We start from the raw sequence: 23,849 nt of genomic DNA on the forward strand, positions 1-23,849 counted from the left end.
GTCATTAGAAAGAAAGCTCTCTAACGTTTTGTTTAGAGAGCTTTTTGACTTAAGTCTTCAAAAAAATTCTTTTTTCTTCAATATGCATTCATTTGAGTGCGATCGAAAAATCGTTAAGTCGCACTCAAATTATTTTTTGGATAGCTAGTGTGTTGCGAAGTTGTTAGTCGATACTGGTTTCGAGATCGTCCTCTAGCTTCACGCGAATCGTATGGGAGAAATTATCGCCTCTTGGATCACCGAAGTAAAACTCTAGTGAATCACTTGAGAGCCGTTCTAAAGATTTCAACATTGCTCTTAGATGGGGGGTGCTAGCGCCTGTATCTTCGTAGAGCTTCCCAGATAGAGAATTAACTCGTTTCCAAGTTGTGTAGAGTTTGACGATCGCAGTTTCTAATTGTGCAGCTTGATTTACGAGTTCTGCGGCAGAATTCAAACAACCGAGTCGCATTGCTTCATCTAAAGCATTTTCAATGTCGATCGATTCGTCGTTTAATGCTTGAACTTGTGGGGCTGCTTCAAGATAGCGAGACAAAGATCTGGCTTCTCCAGTGGCTTGCTTTAAGGTGTCGAGATCTGGCTGTTCCGCGATCGCTTGGCGGATTGATGATTGATGGGCTTCGGGAAGCTTTTCTAAATGTTTTACTAAAGGTGCAACATACCGAGTCGGGATAGTTTGATCGACAACTTTTTCGCGAATCTCTTCAGGTAATAAGTCTGAACTCATCGCTGTCCAGTCATCTGAGAGTTGTCGGACTTCTCGACGAGTAATGCGATCTCCCCGTTTGACGGCATCGCCTACAAGCTGCTGAACTTCTGGTTCTGCTTGCGCTGTTTCTACAAAGGCTTGTTTGCTGAAGTGATTGATGTCTTCAGGTTCAATATGTCCGCCTTCTAAGAGAGTATCTGCACTATCTGCAAGCTCGATGAGCCTGTAGGCTTGAGTTTTACTAATTTCGCGATCGCTTAACCAGTTTAAAAAGCTGCGTCCAGGTTTTTGTTGTTCAGATGAGCTTCGCTGTACGTAGTGTTCGCGAACGGCTCTGAGAATTCGTCCACGCCAAATATCAGTTTGCAAATCGAAGCGATCGCAAACGAGCCAGGCTTGATCAATTTTTTGCTGAAATTCAAGTTCTTCAATGTGATCATTCGTTGGATCGGGAAGATCAAACTTGAATTCAGTGGGTTCTAATGCATCAAGCGTGAGAGGTCTGGGTGAGCGTGGCATTGGGACAATCTAAAAACAGCCGCATCATTATTGCACCTTTATCGGAAGATAGCATTCCAAATTGATCCGATCAGAAAGATTGTTAAACCGCTGAGTGCAAGCACGATCGATAAAAAGACGACAACTAATAGAGCAACAAATAGATAGTCTGCTTTTTCTTGCTGTCTGGATTGAGCTAAATGGGCTTCAATCAAAGCCAAATTTTTAGAATTCGCTTTCCAAGCAAGATCAACAAAATCGCCTGCCATCGGAATGATACCTAAAAGAGCATCTAAAATCAAATTCCACATCATTCGTGCAAGAGAAGCACGGGGAATGCCCAAACGCGCCGCTTCTACAACGATATAAACTGAGACGAGTGACATTGCGACATCTCCTCCGCCTGGAAGTAATCCAATCAAAGGATCGATGCCGACGCGATACTTCGTTCCAGGAATTGGTAGGGCATTATCTAGGAGATGCGTTAGCGATCGTAATCGTGCGATCGTGCTTTCGCGATGTTGAGTTTGCATAAATTATAAACAAATTACCTCTAAAATCTTAATCGCGAAAGATCTCGCTAAGATCAAGATTCTAATTGGGTAAAAGTTGTGAAAGTCGTTGTAATTGGCGGTGGGGCTGCAGGATTTTTTGGGGCGATTTGTGCAGCACAGGCAGGAGTAGAGGTGACCTTGCTCGAAGCTGGGCAGAATTGTTTGTCAAAAGTTCTCATCTCTGGAGGTGGTCGCTGTAATGTGACGCATTCCTGCTTTGAGCCAGCATTACTTGTGCAGCATTATCCAAGAGGAGGGAAGGCGCTGCGAGGTGCATTTTCGCAGTTTCAGCCGAAACATACGATCGAATGGTTTACAGATCGCAATGTGAAGCTCAAAACAGAAGCAGATGGGCGGATTTTCCCGATTACGGATGATGCTCGAACGATCGCAGATTGTTTGTTGAATCAAGCCGCAGATTTGGGAGTAAAAATCTATACGCAGTCTCCTGTTAAGGCAGTTGCTAAAGTAGAAGATCAGTTCCTCGTTACGCTACGGTCTGAGCAAGTGTTGACGGCTGATCGGGTGCTGATTGCCACTGGAAGTAATCCAAATGGATATCAGTTTGCGCGATCGCTTGGACATTCCGTGATTGATCCAGTTCCGTCACTGTTCACGTTTAATATTCGAGACGATCGCTTGACGGATCTCGCGGGTGTTTCAGTTGACCCGGTGCGGTTGCGATTACAGGTTGGAGAAGCAAAGTTTGAACAGACTGGAGCATTGCTGATCACGCATTGGGGAGTGAGTGGGCCTGCTGTGCTCAAACTATCGGCTTGGGCAGCGCGGGAACTGCATGATGCGCGCTATCAGGCAAGATTGTCGATCAATTGGTTACCCAAGCAGAATCCAGAGCAGCTACGCCAAGAGTTGACAGCCGTTAAAAATCAGATTCCCCAGAAAACGATCGCGGCAAATTGTCCGGTCATGTTGCCACGGCGATTGTGGGAAAGGCTGACTGAGGCAGTGGGTATTCAGAAAGAGCGACGATGGGCAGAACTCTCGAATAAGACTTTGAATCAATTGATTCAAGAACTGATGCAGGGTAGCTATCAAATTTCGGGCAAAGGGGTCTTTAAGGACGAATTTGTGACCTGCGGGGGAGTGAATTTGAAAGAGATTAACTTTAAAACAATGGAGAGTCGTTGCTGCCCAGGGCTTTATTTTGCGGGTGAAGTATTGGATATTGATGGGGTAACAGGTGGCTTTAATTTTCAGAGCGCTTGGACGACGGGTTGGATCGCGGGAAATGCGAGCGCAAAAGTTTCAGTTTCGGTGCATCGACCTCAATAAACTCTACATTTGGTTGGTGATGTCATGTTTAGACTGATTTCTGGATTGGTTGCTGGTGCAATTTTGCTGGCAATATCGGAACCAGCACGTGCTGATTTTGGAATTCGCTCTTCTGGTTTTGGAGTGACCATTGGGAGACCTTCCTCGGTTAGGCAACATCCCCGAGGAGTCCGTCGCAGCTACTATCCTTATGGGGGGAGTGGAATTGTAATTCGGAGTACGATCGACAATTCTTACTACAACTATGGACAACCTGAATATTATTCGCCAGGGTTCCCAACTCGGACGGTGATTGTGGCTCCGAGAGTTCGGACGGTGATTCTGAATCCGGTGTATCCAAATAATTACTATCGCCAGAATTGCGGTAGCGTCATTTATGGTAGCCCGATTGCGTCTCCGATCCCGGTTGATCCGTATACGGGAAGCGCTTGTCGTTAAGCGCGCCCTGTGCAGGAAAGTCCTTCAACGATCGCAGATGGAGTATGACACGAGCCATTCCATTCTGCATCGTTGCCGAGTTCAACCAGGTTCTTGAGTGCTGTATAGACGCTTCCGGCAACCATTGTGTCTTTGACGCGTCCAACAATTTGTCCATTTTCAATCCGATATCCTAAGTCTACGTTGACCGAGAATTCACCCGAAATTCCGGCTCCTCCACCCAGCATTTGATCGAGAATCAAGCCGTGATCGATTGAAGCAATCAGTTCGTCTAAAGATTTTTTTCCTGGTTCTACGAGCAAGTTAAATAAGCCGGGAGTTGGATAGCTCCCTAATCCTGAGCGAAAGCCATTTCCAGTAGTTCCACTGCCTAAGCTTTTTCCGGTTGTGAGGTCGGTATAAAACAGTTGCAATTCGCCGCGATCGATAAAAGTAATCGAGCGCGTCGGGGTTCCTTCGTCGTCAAATGGACAGCTAAATGGGCCTGCTTTCGGCTGTTGAGAGAGGGTGATGTGTTCTGACGTGACGAGGCTACCGATGCGATCGCTCCAAGGGGATGCGCCTTCGATCACTTGTTTTCCATTCAAGGCGGCTTGGACTGTGCCCCAAAGCATGTCGATCGCTTTTGAGGTAAAGAGAATCGGAACGCGCCCAGTTGGAGGGGTGGTGTTTTCTTTCGCCCACTCTAAGCGTTGTAAAATTTGTTGCGCGATCGCGATGGGATCGAGGTGATTGCGTTCGGTTTGTCCGTCTGAGACATTGAGAAAGTCGTCGCCTCTGATCCATTCCACTTCTAGAAAGCCGCTGAGGGTGGTGTCGGTGTAGCCGCAGTCTAAGCCGTTGGAGTTGATCAGGCGTGTGGTTTCTGCTTCACAGTCCCAGCCGCTGGAACAGAGTACGTCGGGATAGCGATCGCGAATTTGTGCGATCGCGAGGTTGCCCCATTCGACTAATTGTTCAATGGGAACGGATTGACCGACATCCGGGTAAGACAAGTGTGAGTCTGAGGCGAGTTCGACTTCTTCGGGGTCGTTGAGTTGGCTGATGGCGATCGCGCGATCGACGAGGGCTTGAGGTTCAACGGCTCCGTAAGCGACGGCTAAGCCGGGTCGCCCGTCTTTCCAGAGTCGCAGGGCGGTTCCTTCGGCTTGGGTGCTTTCGAGTTGTTTGAGGCGATTGGCTTCAAAAAAGACGGGACGAGAGAGAGATTGGGATTGGAAGACTTCGGCGCACTCGGCTCCGGAGCGTTTGGCGCAGTCTAGGAGTTGTTCGGGTAGGGAATCGATCGACATAGAAATCTAGGGACAAGGGAGGGGGATCTGAACCCTTGATCACTGTACGCTAAATTGATTTCCTGTTGGCGATCGCGTTGAAATTTGATCAGTCGGGGCGATCATCGGTGAATTGGTTAATTGCTTCTACGATGCCTTCTGAGTAGGGTTCTAAGATGGTGGCGGCAACATGCAGGTTTGCGAGGGCTTGGCTGAATTCTTCCGAGTTTGGGTCGGTGGATTCAAGTTGTTTGATGGCAACGATCGCGCTTTCAAGTTGAGGAAGATACTCGCCGATATGGCGTTTCAGGCTGATGAAGGATTTTTCTAAAGCAGTAGTCATCATGGCTTGAGTCTCTCTAGTTTGGCAATTTGTTGACGACAATTTGCGACGGTCTTTTCCCAGTGAATAATCAGTCCTTGATCTTGCTCGTCGAATGGATTTCTCTGTTCAATCTCTATTTTCTCTAAATGTTCTGCAAGTGCTCGACGTTGCCCTTCGAGTTGCTTGCGATAGTCTTTATTCTTGGTCATCTTACGGTATCGCTTTCTCGGTCAATTGATTGAGGAGGTGTGTCGGCAGAAACTTGGGCAAATAGAAATAGCCGAATAGAATTCGGGGCTATACCCTAACTCCCTGGCTTCAAATAATCCAACAATCGATCGCCCGAATCTGCCCGTACTAATCCCACTGCAATATCGGGCAGCATTCTCCGACTTGGAAATACTAAATACCGAGGCTCCCAACGCGGACGAAATTTCTCTTTAAACTGATGCAGTCCCTTAAAGTTATAAAACTGATTCAAATGCTCAAAAAAGTAATGCAATCCCTTCTCCACTCGCTGAGCATCCGAAGCCTCTCCCACTCCCGCTAAAGGCGACAAACTAAAATTAAAACTGTCATACCCTTCCTGCTGAAAATGCTTGAGCATCTCCGCAAATAGAAAATCCATCGTGCCTTTCTCAGCTCGATTCAAATGGCGCATCAAATCCACAGTGACTTCTTTGCGATTGTAGCCAGAGAGTAAGTTAGAAAACGCGATCGCTTCCCCATTCCCATCTTCAACTACCGCAATATGGCACTCTTTCAAATAGTCGGGATTAAACCAGCCGATCGAGAACTGCTTTTCTGACCCTTGCTTGGATTTTAACCATTCATCACTCACAGGTTTTAATCGCGTAATTAATGAATCCGCGATCGGCGGATGATAGACCTGAAGGCGATAACCCGATTTTGAGAGTTTATTGATTGCTGTTCTAAAGTCCTGATTTGCTTTGCCTTTGAGATTAAACGTATGCAAATCAATAATTGCCTCTTCCCCAATCTGCACCCAGCGATATCCTAAAGATTGATAAATGGGCAACGTCTCAGGTAGCACCTCGTAAAACGTGGGAAACCAATCATTCTGATTGCAAAATTCTCGGAAACTCACGATCGCTTCTTGCAAGTCTTCAGGATGCCCAATCGGATCTCCTAACGTAATGGCAGCCCGCCCCTTTGCCACGTAAGCAATCACACTCTTACCAGACGGACTGAAGTAATACGATTTATCAGGCAGCAACGATAACCGAGCGAGTGAAGTCTGACCATACTCATCAATGATTTGACGCGCTTTTTTACGATCGTGCAACGTTGCGGGATCGCCTCGAAGTAACACAGGACGCAACAACATTAATAACGCATACGTCATCGTGACGAGACCCACGGCATAGATCGAATTCGCAAAGAAATCGCCATAGCGTCTCCTCGGTTCCAATCCTGCATTATCTGCTGTAAAGAACATCGCTAGCGTCTGTAAAATCGATTCCCGAAAACTGAAGTTAATCGGCTGTCCATTGACATTGAAGTAACCATCGAGAATATAAAACCCGATCGTTCCATAAGCCAAAGTAAATAAAATCGCAATAATGAGCGCGCGAATTCCTTGCGCGATCGACGGAGGATCGGACTTCGCAGTATAAGCTTTGCGTAATACAAATAGCTGAATCAATAGAACCGTTGCCAGAATCCCTTCTTCAATATCAAAGCCCTTGATCAAATGGCTCAGAATCGACAAAATCAGCAAACCAACCGTGAGATACCACGCAACTTTTTTGCGTCGCAACAGATTTGCAGCTAGGGTCAACAAAACAAACCCCGCCAAAGCCGCAAACAAATGTCCTCCAGCCCGCACCGAAAACGGAAGAAAATGCTTTAACCAAGCGGTTCGCTCTGGATAGCTCGGCACGATCGCAGACCATAAATTCACCAATCCCATCACACCCGTCAAAATCCCGGCTGACCAAATGCCGATGCGCGTCTTACGATCGACATTGCTGGAGTAGGCTGTATAGCCTGAAGAAGTCTGCTGCATGAGATTAAAAGTGTTGATGTTTTTTTTGCGTATGGATGTGCTGAAACTGTCGTCCAACAAAACTGAGTGAATCGGTGAGATGCTTTCTCCAATAGTTCCAACCGACATCTTGTCCAACAATTCCATGTCCACCAGGAAATACACGAAACTCGTTATAGATTCCTAAGCGATCGAGAACTTTGTGAAAATCGCGAGTGGCATCTAGATACTTCTCATCCCCTTCACCTGCATCTAGATAAGCTCGAATTCTCCGACGCTCAGCTTGAGAAATCTGTGTAACGAACAGTTGAGGACTATTTTCAGCACCACTTTTGTCAATAAAGTATCCGGTATGGCTAAAGAAAATCGTAAATTTGTCTAAGTGTCTTAACCCAATATTAAACGCGCCCCAAGCTCCCGAAGAAAGTCCACCCATTGCCCAATAGTGCGAATCCTCGATCGTCCGAAACTGCACTTTCACTTCTTTCACTAAATCCTCGGCAATATAAGTTGCCACCTTCCCATTCGCGCCATCAAAATAATCCGAATCCCAAAATGGACTTGTTCCCCGCTGATCATTCCCATCCGGCATAATCATTAAAGCCGCAGGGAGCTTCTGCTTTTGGTACAAATTTTTGAGTGTTGCAGTGATCCCGGCTTTGATGTAGTAATCTCGTTCGTCTCCATGTCCGCCATGCAGCAGAAAAATCACAGGATACCGTCGTTTCGGGTGCTTCTCATAACCCGGAGGTAAAACAACTCCGTACTGTCGCTGTTCTGCCATGGCGTTACTATAAAAACTTTTGACCTGAAAATTTATCCCGGCAACTTCTTCAGGTGGAGGCGTATCTAACTGGGGCGCACCTGCGATAAATACATACCAATATCCGACTGCCGCCAGGATCAAAAGCGCGATCGCGCTGATCATCACAGCCGAGATTCGATTTTTTTTGCGTTTGGGCTTGAAGGTTAGCGGCATGGGTAAAAGCAAACACTCACTTTTTGAGCACTGTACTGCGAACGAAACAGGATGAGGCGTATTTGAAATTGCTTTGGCAGGATATAGATGATCCTCTTCCTTCCTCCTGATTTTAATCAGAGCGATTGCGTTATAACACACGGTAGGAGATTGGGGGAAACTCATGTGTGCTACAACTTATCGCGAACGAGCAGATGCCGGAATGGCGACGTTACAGACGTTCTACAATCCTGCAACCGGATTATGGAAGACCACAGGGTGGTGGAATGCTGCCAATGTTTTAGAAACAACAATCGATTACTGCACCTTTACAGATTCGCTAACTTACCGCACAAACATTTTTAATACATTTGAAAAAAACAAACGCAATCGTTTCTTAAATGAGTTCTATGATGATCAGGGCTGGTGGGCGCTGACTTGGATAAAAGCTTTTGACCTAACTGGGGAAGTCCGCTATCTAGAGGCAGCGCGCGTGATCTTTACAGACATGACGAAAGGATGGGATAACACCTGCGGTGGCGGAATTTGGTGGAATAAAGAACATAAATATAAGAATGCGATTTCCAACGAATTATTCCTATCGATCGCGGCTCGATTGTTCCTGAGAACGCGCGACCAAAGATATCTCGACTGGGCACAGCGCACTTGGACTTGGTTTAGTAAAACGGGCATGATCAACGCTCGCCACTTGATTAATGATGGGCTGAATGCTCAGTGTCAGAACAATGGTCAGCCGACTTGGACTTATAACCAAGGTGTAATCTTAGGCGGGTTGATTGATTTATATCAATGTACGAACAATCGAGCATTACTAAAAACTGCGGAAGTGATCGCGGATGCTGCGATTCAAAACCTTGCACCAAATGGCGTACTTAAAGAACCTTGTGAACCCAATTGTGGATTAGATGGACCTCAATTCAAAGGTATCTTCATTCGCAATCTTTCTGATCTGTATCGAACCATTCACAAGCTGACTTATCGCGATTTCATTCTGCGCAATGCCGATTCAATCTGGGCAGAAGCGCGCAATCCTAGGAATCAATTTGGCTTATGTTGGGCACAGAAATTTGATCAAGCCGATGCGGCTCGGCAAAGTGCAGCCATGGATGCTTTGAATGCGTCGATCGTCGCAAGTCGCACCCCGATTGTCTTGCAAGCCGAAACGGCTACCTTGCACGATTTGGCGCTAGAAGCAGTGTATGCAGGCTATGAAGCAGGAGGTTATGTCGCAGGCTGGAATCGAGATGGACAATGGGTGGATTTCAATTTCACCTTGCCGAGCGCTGGACGATTCGATTTGATTTTTCGCTATGCCGCAGCAGCAGGAAATGCCGCGCGATTCATCTTTGTCAATGGCAGAGCGATCGTAAATACTCAACTCTTTCCGGGAACTGGAGATTGGGCAGTTTGGAGTACAGTCACGCTTCCTAATGTCGCGCTGCAAACAGGAAACAATACAGTTTCTCTGATTTTTAATCAATCAAAAGGAAGTCGAAACTGGCTTAACCTCGATCAGCTTATAATCCTTTGATTGATACTGTTCTAGCGAGCTATGAAATCTCGAACTCGACGCTCTCATCAAGTCAAAATCCATGTTGAAAATGGGCGGTTTCAAATTGAGGGCATGAATACCTGGTTCTCCTATTGGCGTGATCCTTATCATTTGGTCTTAACGCTACCTTGGACTGGAGTTGCTGCCTTCATTTTCGTGATCTATCTGGGTATTAATGTTGGATTCGCTCTACTCTATATGCTCGGCGGAGATAGCGTTGCCAATGCGACACCGGGAGCATTTTGGGATTACTTCTTCTTCAGTGTGCAAACCTTTGCTTCCATTGGGTATGGAGCAATGTATCCCCAAACGTTTTACTCGAATACGTTAGTCACGATCGAAGCAATCAGCGGTCTGCTTGCGATCGCCATTCTCGCTGGACTTGCTTTTGCTCGCTTTTCTCGCTCTACGGCACGAGTTGTGTTTAGCAAGATTGCGGTGATTACACCGCATGAAGGTGTTCCAACTTTAAGCTTTCGCGCTGCTAATAAACGGCGCAATCTGATCTTAGAAGCCCAGATGCGGGCCTATCTTTTCCGAGATGAAGAGACCGCAGAGGGACAACATATCCGGCGAATTCATGACTTAGCGTTAGTACGAAGTCAAACGCCCGGATTTGCGCTGACTTGGCTTGTGCTGCATCCTATTGATCAATTCAGCCCGCTTTATGGCATAACGCCTGAAGAGATGATTGAAAGCAATTGTGTCATCCAAGTTAACTTAAGCGGCATTGATGAAACAGTGACTCAAGTGCTGCACGATCGACATAGCTACGTGCCCCAAGAGATTCTATGGAATCATCGGTTTGTTGATATTGTCCATAAAACACCGGATGGACATCGGGTTATCGATTACGCGCACTTTCATGATTCCGAACCGCTTTAATCTGTGGGTCGGATTGAGTCCTGCGGTGGCTCAATCGGGCGCACCACAACACGACCGTTTTCAATGGTTGTACAAAGTTTCTGTTGCTTGGGAGCGACGGAAGCACAACCATGCTCGGGTGATTCTTGATGCTGAATCACAGATTGTTGATCATTGAGAACCTTAACACAGCCAGTACAGGCTGGAACTGAAGCGGGAGACATAGATTTAAGTGACTCTACTTCGATTATGATGCATCTCTGTAGAAAATCAAGTTCGGGTACTACATCAAGTTCGGGCGCTTTGATCGACAATTTCACGTTGCACTTGCTCAAATGCTAAAGCTCCAAGTACTTTATGTGCGGTAGCAGTCGGATGGATTCCGTCCCAAAATAGAAAGCGATCGCAGGTTGTCGCAGTCTCTAAACAGGCATTCGTCACATTCGTAAAGCCATACTGGTTTGGATCGTTCAATGCAGTTTGATAGATATGAAATACATCGAGTTCGGAGATGGCTAAACCTGGTTGTTCGAGCTTTTCAAGCGTTACTTTGAGTGCTTGATTATATGCGATCGCAAAGTTGGTCAACTTCTGAGCGTTCTCTTGCTGGCGTGTTGCAGGCAGCTTTCCTAGATCTGGTAAATTCGCAACCAATAATCGTTTTGCACCTTGGTTTAAAAGTAATTGCAGCGATTCGTTGAGATTATCAATCGAAACAGTCGGCGTTTCTGTACTAAAGAGATAATCATTTGAACCTGCCCAAACGACAAACAAAGCTTGCGGGTTAAGTCTGGGCTGGTTTTTGAGAAAAGCTTGAACTTGAGCGAGTATGCCTGGAACCTGATTCATCCCCACTTCTCCGGTGGTTGCTCCGCCCCAAGCAAAATTGCCAACACGATCGGCACTTAAATTTAACTTGTCGGCTAGCTCTTCAACCCAAACCTTTCCGTTAGAATGCCGACCCTGATAGTACGGTGGGGCTGGCACTGCACCGTTCGTTGCCCGAAACACATTCCCGACATCTGAAAGACTATCGCCAAATACATAAAGTCGATCAATGGGCTGAACGGCGCGTTGGAATTGAGGCAGCATTACTGGAAGCGTAACCGCGATCGCGGATAAGAAAAAAGCAAGGATCAGCCACATTGCTTTCTTCGAGTTCAAAATAGTTCGTCTCATTTCCAGGATTTCCAAGCACTAGTGATAAACCTAGCAAATGAATCAAAAATCCACTTTAACGATAGAGAGAAATCGCTGCAAATTAATCTCTCTTTGGACTAATGTAATACCACCGTACTCTTACATACAGTGTAGAAGAACAATATGGGTCAGTAATCGGGGGTGCTACATTGCTACACCCCTTTTGTATGTCTTTTGTATATTGTGCCGTGTGAATTAAGTCGCAACCTGAACTCGATCGCTCACCTCATCGCGCTGAATCAAAGGCTTAATCTTAGCAAGATCGACATAGCGATCGGCAATATTGACCAAACTATCGCTCGTCATCGACTGCAAACTCACAACTTCAACCTGCACACCCCGATACGAAACACTATTCACAACGTAGGTTAGATCTCCATCTCCACTGAGCAAAACCATTGTGTTGCAGTACTGCGCCAACTCCAGCATATCGACTGCGATTTCAACATCTAAATTGGCATGTTTCGATCCATCTGGGTGTTGAATCAAGTCTTTTGTCACCACTCGATACCCGTGGCGACGCATCCACAACAGAAAGCCTTGCTGCTTCTCATTCCCCGGATCGACTCCCGTGTAAAAATAAGCGCGTAACAGCCTTCTCCCGCCTGCTAGATATTTCAATAACTTCGAGTAATCGATCTCTAATCCAAGCTGCATTGCAGCATAAAAAAGATTCGAGCCATCAATAAAAATTCCAACCCGATCGCTGCTGAGCGAATCCTTTGAACCAGACGGCGAGAATAAATCGCCTGAGTCGTAACCATCTTCCGGTTTGGGTGAAGATGCCCGACGGTTTGCACGTGGCACAAGTTGCATAAAAATTATGGTGAATTGTATAAACTAAGCTCGAATTCCAGCTTCCATATCACAATCAGTTTCGGTGAGGAGCGTGGGGTATTTTGGCTTCGACCTAGCCAGTGTGCGAATCAGGAGCAATACCCTACGCTGCGTCACCTGCTGGAAAATTCAAGACTATCTTTAGGTTTTACCGTGCTTTCCAAGATTGCAGGAGATTATGAAGGCACGAAACACGATTCGTTACATTTATTCTTCTTAGTTCAGAAATAAACCAAATGTGAAGAGTAAGCGAGTTTTGCAAAATTCTTTATAATGTTTTAAGATTCAAATGTCATGGATAAAAAAGGCTTCAATTCTATAAGAGAGCCTCCAAACCTAGTTGCTCGGAGGTAGATCAGATGGAACATGGATGCCCCTTTGGCAGAAATAACAAGACGGTTTCAGGCGAATCAGGCGACGGTATTATTCGCGATGCAGAACGGTACGATCGCGGTGGAGCAAAGCAGCAAGTGCGTGACTATCAGCGAAAGCGCGATCGCAGCACAATTAAACTTCGACCCTAAAAAATTAATTTATTGCAGAATGTAAAGCAGTTTTCTTAAACTTTCTAACAAACTGCGGCGGAATTTGCGACGAAACATGATGCTCTGAATACGAATACTATTAGGGTTCCAAATCGGTCTCCTAGCAAAACCCAAGCTTTCTGAACTCTAAGTGCCGCCGGCATCTGCCTGGGCAAGTCCTTTGATATGAACAGCTCACCTGATGCAAAATAATGTCTTATTTTGCCTTAGGGGAAATTATCTGCTGAACGCGATTCATGATCCAGTTAGTACGAGAACCGGACGGTGTGGAATCATCCCTTCCCCAAGCCCCGGAAAATCCCTCTGAACAGTTACCGCTACTTTTTCCTGAAGAATTCGACGAAACAGATGCCCCAATCCATTTGCATCGAGGTCGATTGATGCTGTTTATTGATGGTGCAAATTTATTCTATGCAGCATCACAAATGGGAGTTGAAATTGATTATGCAAAATTGTTGAACTATCTTCAGCAGCAAAGTACTTTAATCTATGCGTTTTTCTATACGGGGGTTGATCCGAGCAATCTCCGCCAACATGCATTTCTCACTTGGATGCGGCGAAATGGCTACCGTGTGGTGACGAAAGATGTTGTTCTGAATCCATCAGGGTCGAAGCGCGTCAGTAGTATGAATGTTGAGATTGCGGTCGATATGATGCGCTTTGCACAGGATTGCGATACGGAGATCTTGATCAGTGGTGATGGAGATTTAGCCTATGCGGTGAATGCTGTTTCGCATGTAGGGACAAAGGTTGAAGTGATTTCTTTGCGATCGATGACGCACGATCGCTTAGTAGCGGTTGCAGATAACTTTATTGATATCCTTAGCCTTCGTGATGCGATTCAGAAGTCTCCAAGATCTTAGCGAATTGCGATCGCAACAGTTGCAACTGATAATGTTTTGGGATTTCAGATGCAATGGGTTTGAGTTCAAACTGCAAGATAGGGGTTGCGGATTGTTCGTATTGGTCGATCGCGGCTAAATTTAACTGACTAAAATGCGTGAAATAGGTTTGGATGAGTTCTTGATAGGCTTCTAATAAGTGCTGCGGATTAGGTCTTTTCATCGGTTGATCATCGAATAAAAATGAGGCACTTTCTCGCATTACAGAGGCGATCTTCCGACCAAATAGCAAATCGAGAGTGGAAGAGTCGTCACCCGATTCCTGGATCTCAGCGAGTTCTTGCTTGATCGGTGGAAATGTGAGGACAAGTTGTTTTGGGCGAGGTTGTTCAAAGAATTCGCAAGCTTGATGTACCCATTTCACGAGTTCTTGCTGGTAGTCGATCGCGCTTCGCTTAAAGGCTCCAGTTTCCCAGCTTCTAAAAGTTTGAGTCTGCAAGGCGAGGCTTGCTTCGAGCTGGTATCGCGAGAGCAGTCGATCGAGAGTTAACCAATCGCGGAATTCTTGTAAGCTCGATTCAAAGCCTTTTTGAATCAATCCTTGTGCTTTTTGCTGAATTTGAAATCGTTGATTGAGCGTTTCTGTTTCAGTACGAATTTCCGATTCTAGATCGCTAATTTTCTGCTGGAGTTGTTGTTTGATTTGAACCGCGATCGCTTGAATTCGTGCCGTCTGAGTGGTGCGTGAATTTTGGAAATGAGCGGCGATCGTTTGTAATGCAGATTCAAAAATCGGCAATCCTGATGCTTGTGCGGCAGCACTTTCACCTTTCAACCGAGCGCGTAGCGCTGGGAGTGCATCGACTCGATAGAGATTACTTACTCCGGGCGGTAAGTGCGATCGAAAACTTTCTGCGACAAATCTGAGGCGTGTATAAACTTGCTTTTGATCATCCGGGTCAAGCAGATTTAGGAAATTGACGACGAAAATGACGGTTGTAATGCCGCGATCGAGTAACCAATCTCGAAGCTGTTCTCGCTCTCCCAAGGTCATTAGTTTCCGACCATCGAGCACTTGAATGATCACATCTGCGCTCAGAAGTTGATTTTTAACTAAAGCATCTTGAGCTTCGCGATCGTCGGTTCCAGGTAGATCAATGAATTCAATCCCAGTTTTGAGAAAAGGGTGGGGACAGAATACTTCAACAGATTTGACATCTTCACGCATCCGCCGATCGTTATCTAAAATGGCAAACTGCTTGAGAAGGTCAGTTCCGGTTTCGGTAATCGTGCGATCGTCGTTAAATTGAATCGTGGTTTGTAGCGTCTCACCGTATTGGACTCGAATTGCTGCGCCTGTGGTTGGAATCAGGTCAATTGGTAAAGCGCGTTCACCCAAGATTGCGTTCAATAAAGTAGATTTGCCGTAATTGAAGGGGGCGAAGACGGCAATTCGGAGACTGTCGGAGTCGCGTTGACAGATGAGTTCTAGGTCTTGTCGAATGGAATGGTTAGGGGGAAGTTCGAGTGTGCCGATCGCGGATTTGATAATTTCAATTTGTGATTCTATTGACATATCTATCACTCAATCGATTTCTCTGAGTTTTAGAGTTGATTCCCCTAAAGTTAGGGGCAGAGTTGATTCTGCGGAGAAAAGCGATTCTATATTCTGTGTTCGATTTCGACCACGCTCAATCCCTGAAGATTCTCAAACTAGAGCACTGAGCGAAGTCGAAACTTTCTCTATCCCAACAACGATCGATAAATTGATTCCACACGATCGCAGTGTTGGTCAATCTGCGATCGCACTTTCATTAATCGATCGACTTCCACATCTCGATCAATCTGCCGCGATTCTTTCTGTTGAACCAAATTATCCAGTTCGGATTTTCTCGATTGAATATCATCGTCAATCCGCTGAATAATTCCGTCCTCATACGCCTCGAAACATTCCTGCACCGAATGATAAATCGGCTGCCATTGCTCCTGAGCAACGCTCGGTAAATGATGCACTAATTCTTTTTTCACTGCTTTCGCAAACCGTTGGCGCGCATCATCTGCCTGAAATGCTCCGATCGCAAGACCCGCAAGCAAGACTCCAAATGGGCCTAAAATCGAGCCAAACAAAAACGCAACGCCAACCGTCGCCACTAAATTCAGCGTCACGGTTCCAAAATCAAATCCACTAATCGCTAGTGCGGCTCCTGCCAAATTTCCGCGCGACAACGAGAACAATCCCATCGCCCATTTTGCCCAACTGGGTGCGCTCTCTTCTTTCTCACTAGAGTGCAATCGAGCTTGAATCCCAGTCATCTTTTCACTAATTTGTGCTGTCACTTCGCTATAGCTTGCTCCGTGTTGTTCAGCGCGCTGAGACAATTCAGAGAATGCAGCTTTCAGTTCTTGATCTGCTGTTAATGCCCAAGCTGCACACTTATCATTCAGATACTGCTGAAAACCTTGCTGAGACTTGGCATTAAAGCGCTCTCGCTTCGACTCACTAAAGAAATCAAAAAACTGCAGCTCATTCGGCTGATATTTGAGAAAATCCTGTTCAAAGGTCGCTTCCATGCCCATGAGATACGTCCGAAACGAATCCGCGATCGCTCGTGCCTTTTTATCTTCTAACTGGCGAATCTCATCTCGAAAGCGATCGCGAATCTCTGAAAGCTTCTGAAACTCCGGTTCTACCGAATCAATGCGTTGCTTCAATTCTTGAAGATCTTGGTCTAATAACGGAATCCGCAAGTCGATCGATTCTTGCACTCGATGCTGAGCTTGCCGCGCCAAAGTTCTTGCTTTTCTCATCTCAGAAACAGCCCGTTCCTGCGTCAAGAACGTATTCAACGCTGCGAGAAATTCAGGGAATCCAGTGCCATCTAGATTGGCATCCGGATTTTTGATGCGTCGTCTCAATGCTTGAATTGCAGAGATTTCAAACAGCCGCTCATCATAGAGATCGTAACCATCAATGTTGCAATACTCGGCTAAGTTCGATCGAAAAACTCGTCTCAATTTCGATTCAGCCTGCGCCAACTCTTCAGCATCATCTGGATCAATCAAACTCTCTTTCACCTGATCCCAAGCATTGATCAAGAAGAAGACAGATAAGCCGCGATCTTTAATGTAGTTCTCTAAATATCGGCGTTCTCCAAGGGTGCAAGGCTGTGTTGATCGCATCACAAACAAAATCGCATGGCAGTTGTGAATGTAACCGAGCGAGAGTTCATTGCGCGCTTCAGTATCATTCAATCCGGGACTATCAACAATTTCAACGCCTTTCTCAAGTAACGCTAACGGATACTCAACGACTGCGTGACTAATATCTGGAAAAGCTTGCTGATTGTTTTGTTCTAATGTTTTTGCTTCTTCGGGAGCGATCGTATATTGCTCCTTAAACGTTCTGAAATCGGTTTGCAACGGCGACTTACCATCATTAAAATGAATCGTCACGCGCTTTTCAGTCCCGTATTTCAGCACGGTTAGCAAAGCTGTGCAAGGATTCACATCACTAGGCAATAAGTTCTCACCCAGTAACGCATTGAGAAACGTACTTTTCCCACGTTTCATATCCCCAAGGACTAACAGGCGAAATACACCTGCTTTCAGGATCTCCCCTGCATTTGTCAAATCTTCGATCTCGCGTTCTAGTCCTAGCTGACCAGATGCTCCTGCACTTTCAGTCTCAACCTGGCGCAAAGTGGTCGAGATCGCGCTCATCTCATTTGCCATCGCAACGCGATTCTGCGCCACTCGATCGAGATCGTCGAGAAAATTCGTTGTTTCAATTCGCATTAGAACTTTTGCCCTTCAATAAAAACTTTGTAGAGCGCAAACGCGATCGCAACCACAATGAAGATAGTTGCCAAAGCACTTGCAATCCGAATCGCCGCAATTACACCGATGACGATGCCAACAAAACTGGCAATCTTAATCGCATTGCGTTTCCAGCGCTGAAATCGCGTTTCTGGGGGCTGATGTTTAACGGTTTTATGAAATGGGGGCTGATTCACTTCTGCTTCAAGCTCACGCAGCCGCATCGCTAGTTCGCGTTCTTCAAGCTCTTTTTCACGCCGACGCAACTCTTCTTCTCTCGAATTGGCAGAACTCATGATCAGGATCGATTAACGTATGCCTCTTTAGCATTCCCACGATCGCAGATCTCTAAATCGACCTAAATTCTTACATTGACCGCCGAATCTCTGAGCGCAATTTCTCTAACTCCGGATCAACCGGCTGGCTCTGCGGCAATGCCCCCTGATTGATCTGACCTTTCATTGCGGCGAGTTCAGCATCGATTTCGTCACCTTGACCTAATGCCTCAAACCGCTTCTCCAAGCTATCTCCACTTAATTCTGCCATTGCTTCCGATCGCGCTTCGAGCTGTAAGACTTTATCTTCCATCCGCTCAAATGCATTCATAGCGCTACCCGTGCCGACCCGATTCAGCATTTCATTTAATTGCTCAGACGCTTTTGCCGATCGCGCGCGCGCAATGTACATATCTTTCTTCGTCTTCGCTTCTGAAATCTTGCTCTCAAGCTTCATCATGTTCTGCTTCAGCTGAGTGACGATCGCGCCTTGCTGGCTTAACTGCGCTTCCATTGCACTTGCCGTTTCTACGTAACTTTTTCGTCGTGCTAATGCTTCTCGTGCCAAATTCTCATCGCCTTTTTGCAGCGCTAACTGGGCGCGACGATACCATTCCTCTGAATTCGTGCGAGCTTGAGACGCTTGGCGTTCGGTGCGTTTTTGAGTCGCGATCGCTTGTGCGACAGCTTGGCGAAGCTGAATCAGGTCATTCTGCATGTCCAAAACGGTTTGCTCCAGAATTTTCTCTGGATCTTCCATTTTGCCAACCAGGTCATTTAAATTTGCACGAATCACGCGCCAAATTCGGTCAAACAATCCCATAGCAGCATCTCCGCAGAATGATGAAGGGGTAAACCCCTCTTTTCACTTCACTCAATCCTACCGCACGTTACCGAGCCGTGGCTCTTCTTAGGGTTTGACTTCTGCTGCAAGACCAAGATTTTTCAGTTCTTGAGCTTTACGTTGTGCTTCAGCCTGGTCGCCGAATGCTGCAAGCTGAATCTTGCCATCAGGACGGACAAACGCATCCGGGACAACTTGACGAGCTGCGGCTAAAGATTGATCACCTGTGAATGGAGCCTCAACTTTATATTGATAGGCGTTATTTTCAGGAGCAGTCGTTGCGGGCGATTTGCTGACGCTGACAGATGGCAATAGCACTGAGGAGCCTGCTGAGACTGCAGATTGAGCAGCAGCAGTGGGTGATGGTGATGTGCTTGGCGTTGGGGCAACTAAGGCAGCTGGTGCGCCGGGAGTTGGAGTCGGAGTAGGAGAAGCAGCGACTGTGGGAATTGGTGTCGGTTTAGTTCGCAAGGTAGACAGACTGTCGAGTCCTAATTCCGAGAATTCATCACGATCGAGTCTGGGTGAATTCTCGGTTAATCCGGTTGGAGACTCGCTCGAATTCGATTCACTGGTCGTTTCAGCAACTTCCTGAGTGCTCAGATTTTGCCAGAGTCCACTGACGATCGCAGGATTCATAATCACGTAACCTAACATCGCGCTTGATACTAACAGCGTCAGCATTGAGCCAATGCCGAAAGGCGTTGATAAGCTCTGTAGAAAGCCTCGTTCAACTTCGACTTTCGCTTCTTCTCGCTTCAAGCTTTTGAGCAAATGCTCAGAGGACTCTAAGTAGTCGTCGGGCGGAGTTGACGCTTCTGCGGCTATGTCATAGAGCGATTCGCCTGCGGTTTCTGCGGCATAGGGAATCATTGCACTGTCGGCACTCTCGCTTGCATCCCCTTCTTCAGTTGCAAGCTCATGCATCGCTGCAACTCCTAAATCAAATGAGATTGCTTTCGGTGGCTCGGTCAGCGTTGGTGTTTCTGTTGGGGGAGTACTGCCGAATGACATTAAATCCAGTGGTTTTTTCGCGGGCTGCTTTGGACGGAGCACGATCGGGGAAACGCTTAAACCAGCCCGTTGTCGTCGATAGCGGGTCAATTCATCTTCGAGACGTAGATCCAAACAGCCTAAAGCCTCTTGTAACTTCGCACTGGGGGCACTCTTTGAGGTTGCTCGATCAGGACGCATAAGGGATAGACTCCTCGATTGAAAGCCGTGAAATATCGTGAACACCAGGAACTGAAAATCTGAGATTTCAGTGTAGTTCAGAGTTTTCAATTCGACGCAAAAATCTTGCTTTGCAAGTCACAATAGATCTAAAGCCTGCGGTCAGTAGTATGTCGTTTCAAGAACTTCAATCGATTTTGGGTGCGATCGAGCCACACTATCATTCGCCAGAACGCCAGCAGCTTCGGCGAATTCTCGAACACTGGACAGATTTGATTGGTGCAGATCTCGCAGCCCAAGCTCAACCCATTGCGATTCAGCGCAACATCCTAGAAGTCGCGACTTCCAGCCCCGTCTGGACACAAACTCTAGTTTTCAAACGACCTAGCATCTTGAAGCAAATTCGCGATCGCTTCGCCATTGATTTGAGCGATATTCGTTTCTCGACGGTGCAATGGAGAACTCCCCAAAGTCAACCTGTCATCGAAGGCGACCTCTGGCAAAATCATCCCAGTCAACTGCCCGCAGCGTCTCAAGTCACAACTCAGTTGCCGCTATTTAATGACAGCCGTACCGCATTTGAACGTTGGTCGGCTTTGATTCAGCATCGATCGCAACACTTACCTCTTTGCCCGAACTGCAAGAGTCCAACTCCGCCCGGTGAACTTGAGCGTTGGACGGTCTGTAGCCTCTGCGCCGCGAGGAATGCCTAGCCTCATACTTTTTTTATTTTGTATACCGTCCAAATACTGAAGTGAAATTCCTCCTCTTTTTAGAAGTTTAAATTGACCTCGAGGGTGACACTTAGATCATCTGTTTTTTGAGAAATTAAAATAGATTTGAATCAAAAAATTGTCTTTAGATTCTCATAATTCTTGAGACATCTAAATCTGTATAAAAGGGTTTTTTCTGCATTCTCTATGATCCCCAAAGCGTTTTTCGTGAAACAAAATGGGTTTCTTTGAGATTTAAGAATTTTTTTCTGATAACTGCCGAGCGATCCCCAAAATATAAAGACAATATGAAAGGCGTTTCTCAAAACTAATCTCTGAAACTAAGTTGTATCAACGATTTTAGGGATTTTTCTAGATTAACTGCACTCTGAATTTAATTCACAATAAGAACCAGAAAGTGCGTCTTCTTAGCGATCGCATACTCGATCGCGGCTAGTCTCACCAAATTAAATTAATTGAGATTAGTTAACTTATTTCACTTAATGTTGCTTACTCGTTTCCATCAAGAATAAAACTGAAGATTTTGTTAAGAAATCTAAGGCGTTCTTTCACAATAGTAATCACTCGTCCGAAACAATGAAAAGTAACGATGCCTTCACCTCAACTTGTCGCCACTGCCGATTTTACTCACCCGAAGGACGGCGTGGCGGGCACTGTGACCAGCTTAATGTTGCAGTGCGAAGCGGATGGAAAGCCTGTCCGCTGGCGACTCCAATCTTTGAACCCGAATGGGAATTTTCAGGGATTCCTCTATGGCATCGCGAGTCCTCATTTGCCCTTTCTACCCATCCTGAAGGCATCACATTCACTCATACGGTAGAACCGACGACTTCTGAGGCTGAAGTGAAGATTTAGAAAGCCCTATCACAACGAATCGCATCCTGGACGGAGGGTGCGATTTTTTCACGTAAAAACCGCCGAAATGGGTTTCATCTCGGCGGTTTGCTTAAACTAGAGTCGTCCTAAACCGTTCTAGCCAGTCCTAAATCGGTTGCAAAATTGGGGAATAGGGGAGCAATTTCTCCATGCCCTCAAGTTACAGGATTTTACAAATCAAACAGGAGCGCTATAGAGCGTCATTCAGGGATTTTGAGCCGGAGCTGCTTGTGCGGTTTGTGCCGGTGGCTCAACATCACCCAGAACCACCATCCGTGAATCCGGCGGCATCACATTGGCTTGCTCTTGGGCAACTTTAGAAGCTTGATGAGGATCAAAATTACGATTAAAGGCAGCTTTTAGGCGACTGACTCGCGTATCTGCTGTTTTTACTTCGGTCTGTATTTCTTTCAGTTTTGCCTGTTGGGTGACCCCATAAGGAATAAGCTGCGTTAGGGCTGCGATCGCAGCAGTAGAAATTAAAGCATTAACACTAAGTTTAATCAGAGCTTCGGCAGCGAGCACCCGAGAACGTACTTGACGGCGGAGCGGTTGCTGAGCGCGTGAGCGGCGAGGTTTTCGGGATTCAGGCGGCTGTGGTAGAGGAAGTGCGTTCATGGATTCATATGACGGGACAGCATCGGAAACGACTCAAGCACGGATCAGAGTTCACTCAAAACGGTGTGACGTGTGAGCAATGTTGAAGCCTGATAGATGTTCTTCGCGTCATGAATTACGAAGAAGATCGAACCCTCAGTAGGTCAAAGAATTGATTTACTGGCGGTAGAGCTAACCCAAGATTACAAATCTGGAACCCAAAATCAAGGCGTACGAGTGAACTAAGCGTGGGTGACAACCCGGAAAATGGGGCAAAACTGCCAACCATTTTCGTGCACTTTATTGAGCAGTTTTCTAATCCAACCTGTCTGGGGGAATCCCTTTCAGGCTGGAAACTTGCCTAAATAGTCTACTCGCTGAATTAAGAAATGAAGCACTGAATTTACAGCTTTCTTTTCTCATATTTGCGAATTGGCATCGGGGCAAGTTTCCAGCGATGGGGTTAGACCTTACTTATAAAGCTCGGTTGATAACCGGAACGCCAAAACTCCCGGAATGAGAGCAATGACGAGTGCGACCAGAACTTGAGTATCGGATAAAGGCATGTTTGAAACTCCTTATCTCAGGGTTATAGTTCCTCAATGTGAACGAAAACGCACATTTCGGAAAGTGTTTGTAACAAGATGCAACAGAGAAAGCGCGTAGATTTGTACTCTTTGCGGCAATTTCGGAATCGTTAATCTCGCAGCTAGGGGATGAATTCGGCGGTTGTCCTGTGGAATTGCGGAAACTCTAGCGCGATCGTGCCTGGGATGCATTCAAGACATTCAAAACTTCTGCCTTGGTCATGCCTGGCTTCAGTTCGGGCATGTACAGCATCCGGATCACGGCTTTATCGATTTCTGAGAAGCGAGTGATATCTGTCCAAGGCTGATAGAACATGCTGTTGGCATAGCGGTAAGAATCGCGCATTAACCCAAGCGATTGAGTTAATTCTTCTCGGATGAGATGCGATCGCTCTTGCTGGGTGACACCTGTCGTGGTGATCAAGATATTGGCGGAATTGATGATGCCGCGGTGATTCCAACGGGTGACGAAGAAGCCGAAATTGACTGGAACATAGGCAGGCTCAAGCTGCCTGAACTGCGTTTCTGGCGCAAAATGCATCCTGATGTTGGGACTGCGATCAACGAGTTGCAGCCGAATTGCGCCATTTGCTAGGGTATTTAGCTCGCTGATTACGGTTTCTAGAGTTCTAAGATCGGCTTGGGTCGGTTTACCTAGTACTTGAATGCGGATATTGCCGCTCCATTTGCGAATTTTGGGAATCGATTCTTGGTTGTATTCTGACCCGATGGCGACTTCCATAAAGTAATCAATCTGCTCTCGATTGAATCCAGAAGTGGGACGAATCGTTTTTGCTTGAGAAATCTGCATCGGATTCGCAGTATTTGATGAGATCGAACCTCCGCCCATTGTAGAGTCGTCTTTTTGGAAAGAAGAGAGCGATCGCCCAATGCCTACTGCCAAAATGCCCAATGTCAAAGCGCCAGTCAAGATCAAGCTGTGACTGACCAGTTGCACCTTCGATTTCATCAAATTCTCCTTGCTTCGGCAGACTCTTATGTGCTTCTATGTGCTCCTTAGAGTTCCCTGCC

26 protein-coding genes are annotated in these 23,849 nt (G+C 46.3%); 8 read left to right on the top strand and 18 right to left on the bottom strand.

The features are described 5' to 3' along the window. Positions 1 to 163 precede the first annotated feature (163 nt). The gene (locus tag OU814_RS30325) at positions 164 to 1,228 is read right to left on the bottom strand and encodes a hypothetical protein (protein WP_268243181.1); all 1,065 of its coding nucleotides are present in this window, start codon (positions 1,226 to 1,228) and stop codon (positions 164 to 166) included. A 38-nt stretch (positions 1,229 to 1,266) separates the two neighbouring features. Further along, positions 1,267 to 1,740: a DUF4112 domain-containing protein gene (locus OU814_RS30330; RefSeq protein ID WP_017289159.1), complete on the bottom strand. Its 474-nt coding sequence runs from the start codon at positions 1,738 to 1,740 to the stop codon at positions 1,267 to 1,269. Positions 1,741 to 1,818: 78 nt separating this feature from the next. Between OU814_RS30330 and OU814_RS30335 the strand changes: the two genes are divergently transcribed. Then, entirely contained in the window at positions 1,819 to 3,054 is a 1,236-nt protein-coding gene (locus OU814_RS30335; protein WP_268243182.1) for an NAD(P)/FAD-dependent oxidoreductase, read from the top strand. 24 nt (positions 3,055 to 3,078) lie between these two features. Further along, positions 3,079 to 3,492 carry a hypothetical protein gene (locus OU814_RS30340; protein ID WP_017289161.1) on the top strand — a complete coding sequence of 138 codons (414 nt, stop codon included), beginning with the start codon at positions 3,079 to 3,081 and terminating at the stop codon, positions 3,490 to 3,492. Here OU814_RS30340 and OU814_RS30345 read toward each other — a convergent pair. From OU814_RS30345 to OU814_RS30365, 5 genes are all read right to left on the bottom strand, one after another. Then, complete coding sequence (locus tag OU814_RS30345; protein WP_268243183.1) at positions 3,489 to 4,784, bottom strand: TldD/PmbA family protein; 1,296 nt, start codon at positions 4,782 to 4,784, stop codon at positions 3,489 to 3,491. The genes OU814_RS30340 and OU814_RS30345 overlap by 4 nt on opposite strands. 88 nt (positions 4,785 to 4,872) lie before the next feature. Then, a complete protein-coding gene (locus OU814_RS30350) occupies positions 4,873 to 5,109 on the bottom strand; it encodes a hypothetical protein (protein ID WP_197693250.1) in 237 nt (78 codons plus the stop codon). Further along, positions 5,106 to 5,297 carry a hypothetical protein gene (locus tag OU814_RS30355; RefSeq protein ID WP_268243184.1) on the bottom strand — a complete coding sequence of 64 codons (192 nt, stop codon included), beginning with the start codon at positions 5,295 to 5,297 and terminating at the stop codon, positions 5,106 to 5,108. Before OU814_RS30355 ends, OU814_RS30350 begins: the two co-directional genes overlap by 4 nt. 95 nt (positions 5,298 to 5,392) lie before the next feature. Beyond that, the gene (locus OU814_RS30360; protein WP_017289165.1) at positions 5,393 to 7,117 is read right to left on the bottom strand and encodes a phosphatidylglycerol lysyltransferase domain-containing protein; all 1,725 of its coding nucleotides are present in this window, start codon (positions 7,115 to 7,117) and stop codon (positions 5,393 to 5,395) included. Positions 7,118 to 7,121: 4 nt separating this feature from the next. Then, complete coding sequence (locus tag OU814_RS30365; RefSeq protein ID WP_268243185.1) at positions 7,122 to 8,075, bottom strand: alpha/beta hydrolase; 954 nt, start codon at positions 8,073 to 8,075, stop codon at positions 7,122 to 7,124. Positions 8,076 to 8,238: 163 nt separating this feature from the next. On the opposite strand from OU814_RS30365, the gene OU814_RS30370 reads away from it, so the two are divergent. Continuing rightward, positions 8,239 to 9,606, top strand: a complete 1,368-nt coding sequence (locus OU814_RS30370) for a glycoside hydrolase family 76 protein (RefSeq protein ID WP_268243186.1) — start codon at positions 8,239 to 8,241, stop codon at positions 9,604 to 9,606. 21 nt (positions 9,607 to 9,627) lie between these two features. Beyond that, positions 9,628 to 10,512, top strand: coding sequence for an ion channel (locus OU814_RS30375; RefSeq protein ID WP_017289168.1), 885 nt, complete (start codon positions 9,628 to 9,630; stop codon positions 10,510 to 10,512). Here the strand turns inward: OU814_RS30375 and OU814_RS30380 are convergent. The 3 genes from OU814_RS30380 to OU814_RS30390 all read right to left on the bottom strand — a co-directional run bounded on the left by OU814_RS30380 (position 10,509) and on the right by OU814_RS30390 (position 12,507). Continuing rightward, positions 10,509 to 10,715, bottom strand: coding sequence for a hypothetical protein (locus OU814_RS30380; RefSeq protein WP_017289169.1), 207 nt, complete (start codon positions 10,713 to 10,715; stop codon positions 10,509 to 10,511). The genes OU814_RS30375 and OU814_RS30380 overlap by 4 nt on opposite strands. A gap of 64 nt (positions 10,716 to 10,779) precedes the next feature. Beyond that, positions 10,780 to 11,670, bottom strand: coding sequence for an SGNH/GDSL hydrolase family protein (locus tag OU814_RS30385; RefSeq protein ID WP_268243187.1), 891 nt, complete (start codon positions 11,668 to 11,670; stop codon positions 10,780 to 10,782). Positions 11,671 to 11,886: 216 nt separating this feature from the next. Beyond that, complete coding sequence (locus tag OU814_RS30390; RefSeq protein WP_017289171.1) at positions 11,887 to 12,507, bottom strand: LabA-like NYN domain-containing protein; 621 nt, start codon at positions 12,505 to 12,507, stop codon at positions 11,887 to 11,889. A gap of 380 nt (positions 12,508 to 12,887) precedes the next feature. On the opposite strand from OU814_RS30390, the gene OU814_RS30395 reads away from it, so the two are divergent. Together OU814_RS30395 and OU814_RS30400 are read left to right on the top strand one after the other, a co-directional pair. Then, positions 12,888 to 13,052, top strand: coding sequence for a hypothetical protein (locus tag OU814_RS30395; protein ID WP_017289172.1), 165 nt, complete (start codon positions 12,888 to 12,890; stop codon positions 13,050 to 13,052). Between the two features lie 257 nt (positions 13,053 to 13,309). After that, the gene (locus OU814_RS30400) at positions 13,310 to 13,936 is read left to right on the top strand and encodes a LabA-like NYN domain-containing protein (RefSeq protein ID WP_268243188.1); all 627 of its coding nucleotides are present in this window, start codon (positions 13,310 to 13,312) and stop codon (positions 13,934 to 13,936) included. Here OU814_RS30400 and OU814_RS30405 read toward each other — a convergent pair. From OU814_RS30405 to OU814_RS30425, 5 genes are all read right to left on the bottom strand, one after another. Further along, entirely contained in the window at positions 13,896 to 15,491 is a 1,596-nt protein-coding gene (locus tag OU814_RS30405) for a dynamin family protein (RefSeq protein ID WP_268243189.1), read from the bottom strand. The two genes, OU814_RS30400 and OU814_RS30405, sit on opposite strands and share 41 nt — an antisense overlap. A 167-nt stretch (positions 15,492 to 15,658) precedes the next feature. Next, positions 15,659 to 17,710, bottom strand: a complete 2,052-nt coding sequence (locus OU814_RS30410; protein WP_268243190.1) for a dynamin family protein — start codon at positions 17,708 to 17,710, stop codon at positions 15,659 to 15,661. Next, a complete protein-coding gene (locus OU814_RS30415) occupies positions 17,710 to 18,027 on the bottom strand; it encodes a hypothetical protein (RefSeq protein WP_017289176.1) in 318 nt (105 codons plus the stop codon). Before OU814_RS30415 ends, OU814_RS30410 begins: the two co-directional genes overlap by 1 nt. Positions 18,028 to 18,097: 70 nt before the next feature. Further along, entirely contained in the window at positions 18,098 to 18,829 is a 732-nt protein-coding gene (locus OU814_RS30420) for a PspA/IM30 family protein (RefSeq protein WP_017289177.1), read from the bottom strand. A gap of 87 nt (positions 18,830 to 18,916) precedes the next feature. Next, on the bottom strand, positions 18,917 to 20,044 hold the full coding sequence (locus OU814_RS30425) for a hypothetical protein (RefSeq protein WP_268243191.1): 1,128 nt from the start codon (positions 20,042 to 20,044) through the stop codon (positions 18,917 to 18,919). 149 nt (positions 20,045 to 20,193) lie between these two features. On the opposite strand from OU814_RS30425, the gene OU814_RS30430 reads away from it, so the two are divergent. Together OU814_RS30430 and OU814_RS30435 are read left to right on the top strand one after the other, a co-directional pair. Beyond that, entirely contained in the window at positions 20,194 to 20,736 is a 543-nt protein-coding gene (locus OU814_RS30430) for a DciA family protein (protein ID WP_268243192.1), read from the top strand. Between the two features lie 597 nt (positions 20,737 to 21,333). Continuing rightward, positions 21,334 to 21,612: a hypothetical protein gene (locus OU814_RS30435; protein WP_086371001.1), complete on the top strand. Its 279-nt coding sequence runs from the start codon at positions 21,334 to 21,336 to the stop codon at positions 21,610 to 21,612. 225 nt (positions 21,613 to 21,837) lie between these two features. On the opposite strand, the gene OU814_RS30440 is transcribed toward OU814_RS30435, so the two are convergent. The 3 genes from OU814_RS30440 to OU814_RS30450 all read right to left on the bottom strand — a co-directional run bounded on the left by OU814_RS30440 (position 21,838) and on the right by OU814_RS30450 (position 23,787). Next, positions 21,838 to 22,251, bottom strand: a complete 414-nt coding sequence (locus OU814_RS30440; RefSeq protein WP_017289180.1) for a hypothetical protein — start codon at positions 22,249 to 22,251, stop codon at positions 21,838 to 21,840. 449 nt (positions 22,252 to 22,700) lie between these two features. Then, positions 22,701 to 22,796 (bottom strand): photosystem I reaction center subunit XII, encoded by a 96-nt coding sequence (gene psaM / locus OU814_RS30445; RefSeq protein ID WP_071596177.1) that lies wholly within the window; start codon positions 22,794 to 22,796, stop codon positions 22,701 to 22,703. Positions 22,797 to 22,983: 187 nt separating this feature from the next. Next, complete coding sequence (locus OU814_RS30450) at positions 22,984 to 23,787, bottom strand: DUF2927 domain-containing protein (protein WP_268243193.1); 804 nt, start codon at positions 23,785 to 23,787, stop codon at positions 22,984 to 22,986. Positions 23,788 to 23,849: the final 62 nt, after the last annotated feature.

Source organism: Leptolyngbya sp. GGD (genome assembly GCF_026735145.1).
Taxonomy (GTDB): Bacteria; Cyanobacteriota; Cyanobacteriia; order Leptolyngbyales; family Leptolyngbyaceae; genus Leptolyngbya; species Leptolyngbya boryana.

Coding starts and splice junctions, on each gene's coding strand:
- OU814_RS30385 (WP_268243187.1), bottom strand. CDS start 11,670: ATGAGACGAACTATTTTGAACTCGAAGAAAGCAATGTGGCTGATCCTT.
- OU814_RS30380 (WP_017289169.1), bottom strand. CDS start 10,715: ATGTCTCCCGCTTCAGTTCCAGCCTGTACTGGCTGTGTTAAGGTTCTC.
- psaM (WP_071596177.1), bottom strand. CDS start 22,796: ATGCCTTTATCCGATACTCAAGTTCTGGTCGCACTCGTCATTGCTCTC.
- OU814_RS30370 (WP_268243186.1), top strand. CDS start 8,239: ATGTGTGCTACAACTTATCGCGAACGAGCAGATGCCGGAATGGCGACG.
- OU814_RS30405 (WP_268243189.1), bottom strand. CDS start 15,491: ATGTCAATAGAATCACAAATTGAAATTATCAAATCCGCGATCGGCACA.
- OU814_RS30450 (WP_268243193.1), bottom strand. CDS start 23,787: ATGAAATCGAAGGTGCAACTGGTCAGTCACAGCTTGATCTTGACTGGC.
- OU814_RS30350 (WP_197693250.1), bottom strand. CDS start 5,109: ATGATGACTACTGCTTTAGAAAAATCCTTCATCAGCCTGAAACGCCAT.
- OU814_RS30410 (WP_268243190.1), bottom strand. CDS start 17,710: ATGCGAATTGAAACAACGAATTTTCTCGACGATCTCGATCGAGTGGCG.
- OU814_RS30425 (WP_268243191.1), bottom strand. CDS start 20,044: ATGCGTCCTGATCGAGCAACCTCAAAGAGTGCCCCCAGTGCGAAGTTA.
- OU814_RS30340 (WP_017289161.1), top strand. CDS start 3,079: ATGTTTAGACTGATTTCTGGATTGGTTGCTGGTGCAATTTTGCTGGCA.
- OU814_RS30330 (WP_017289159.1), bottom strand. CDS start 1,740: ATGCAAACTCAACATCGCGAAAGCACGATCGCACGATTACGATCGCTA.
- OU814_RS30430 (WP_268243192.1), top strand. CDS start 20,194: ATGTCGTTTCAAGAACTTCAATCGATTTTGGGTGCGATCGAGCCACAC.
- OU814_RS30420 (WP_017289177.1), bottom strand. CDS start 18,829: ATGGGATTGTTTGACCGAATTTGGCGCGTGATTCGTGCAAATTTAAAT.
- OU814_RS30435 (WP_086371001.1), top strand. CDS start 21,334: ATGAAAAGTAACGATGCCTTCACCTCAACTTGTCGCCACTGCCGATTT.
- OU814_RS30440 (WP_017289180.1), bottom strand. CDS start 22,251: ATGAACGCACTTCCTCTACCACAGCCGCCTGAATCCCGAAAACCTCGC.
- OU814_RS30345 (WP_268243183.1), bottom strand. CDS start 4,784: ATGTCGATCGATTCCCTACCCGAACAACTCCTAGACTGCGCCAAACGC.
- OU814_RS30325 (WP_268243181.1), bottom strand. CDS start 1,228: ATGCCACGCTCACCCAGACCTCTCACGCTTGATGCATTAGAACCCACT.
- OU814_RS30400 (WP_268243188.1), top strand. CDS start 13,310: ATGATCCAGTTAGTACGAGAACCGGACGGTGTGGAATCATCCCTTCCC.
- OU814_RS30415 (WP_017289176.1), bottom strand. CDS start 18,027: ATGAGTTCTGCCAATTCGAGAGAAGAAGAGTTGCGTCGGCGTGAAAAA.
- OU814_RS30355 (WP_268243184.1), bottom strand. CDS start 5,297: ATGACCAAGAATAAAGACTATCGCAAGCAACTCGAAGGGCAACGTCGA.
- OU814_RS30365 (WP_268243185.1), bottom strand. CDS start 8,075: ATGCCGCTAACCTTCAAGCCCAAACGCAAAAAAAATCGAATCTCGGCT.
- OU814_RS30395 (WP_017289172.1), top strand. CDS start 12,888: ATGGAACATGGATGCCCCTTTGGCAGAAATAACAAGACGGTTTCAGGC.
- OU814_RS30360 (WP_017289165.1), bottom strand. CDS start 7,117: ATGCAGCAGACTTCTTCAGGCTATACAGCCTACTCCAGCAATGTCGAT.
- OU814_RS30390 (WP_017289171.1), bottom strand. CDS start 12,507: ATGCAACTTGTGCCACGTGCAAACCGTCGGGCATCTTCACCCAAACCG.
- OU814_RS30375 (WP_017289168.1), top strand. CDS start 9,628: ATGAAATCTCGAACTCGACGCTCTCATCAAGTCAAAATCCATGTTGAA.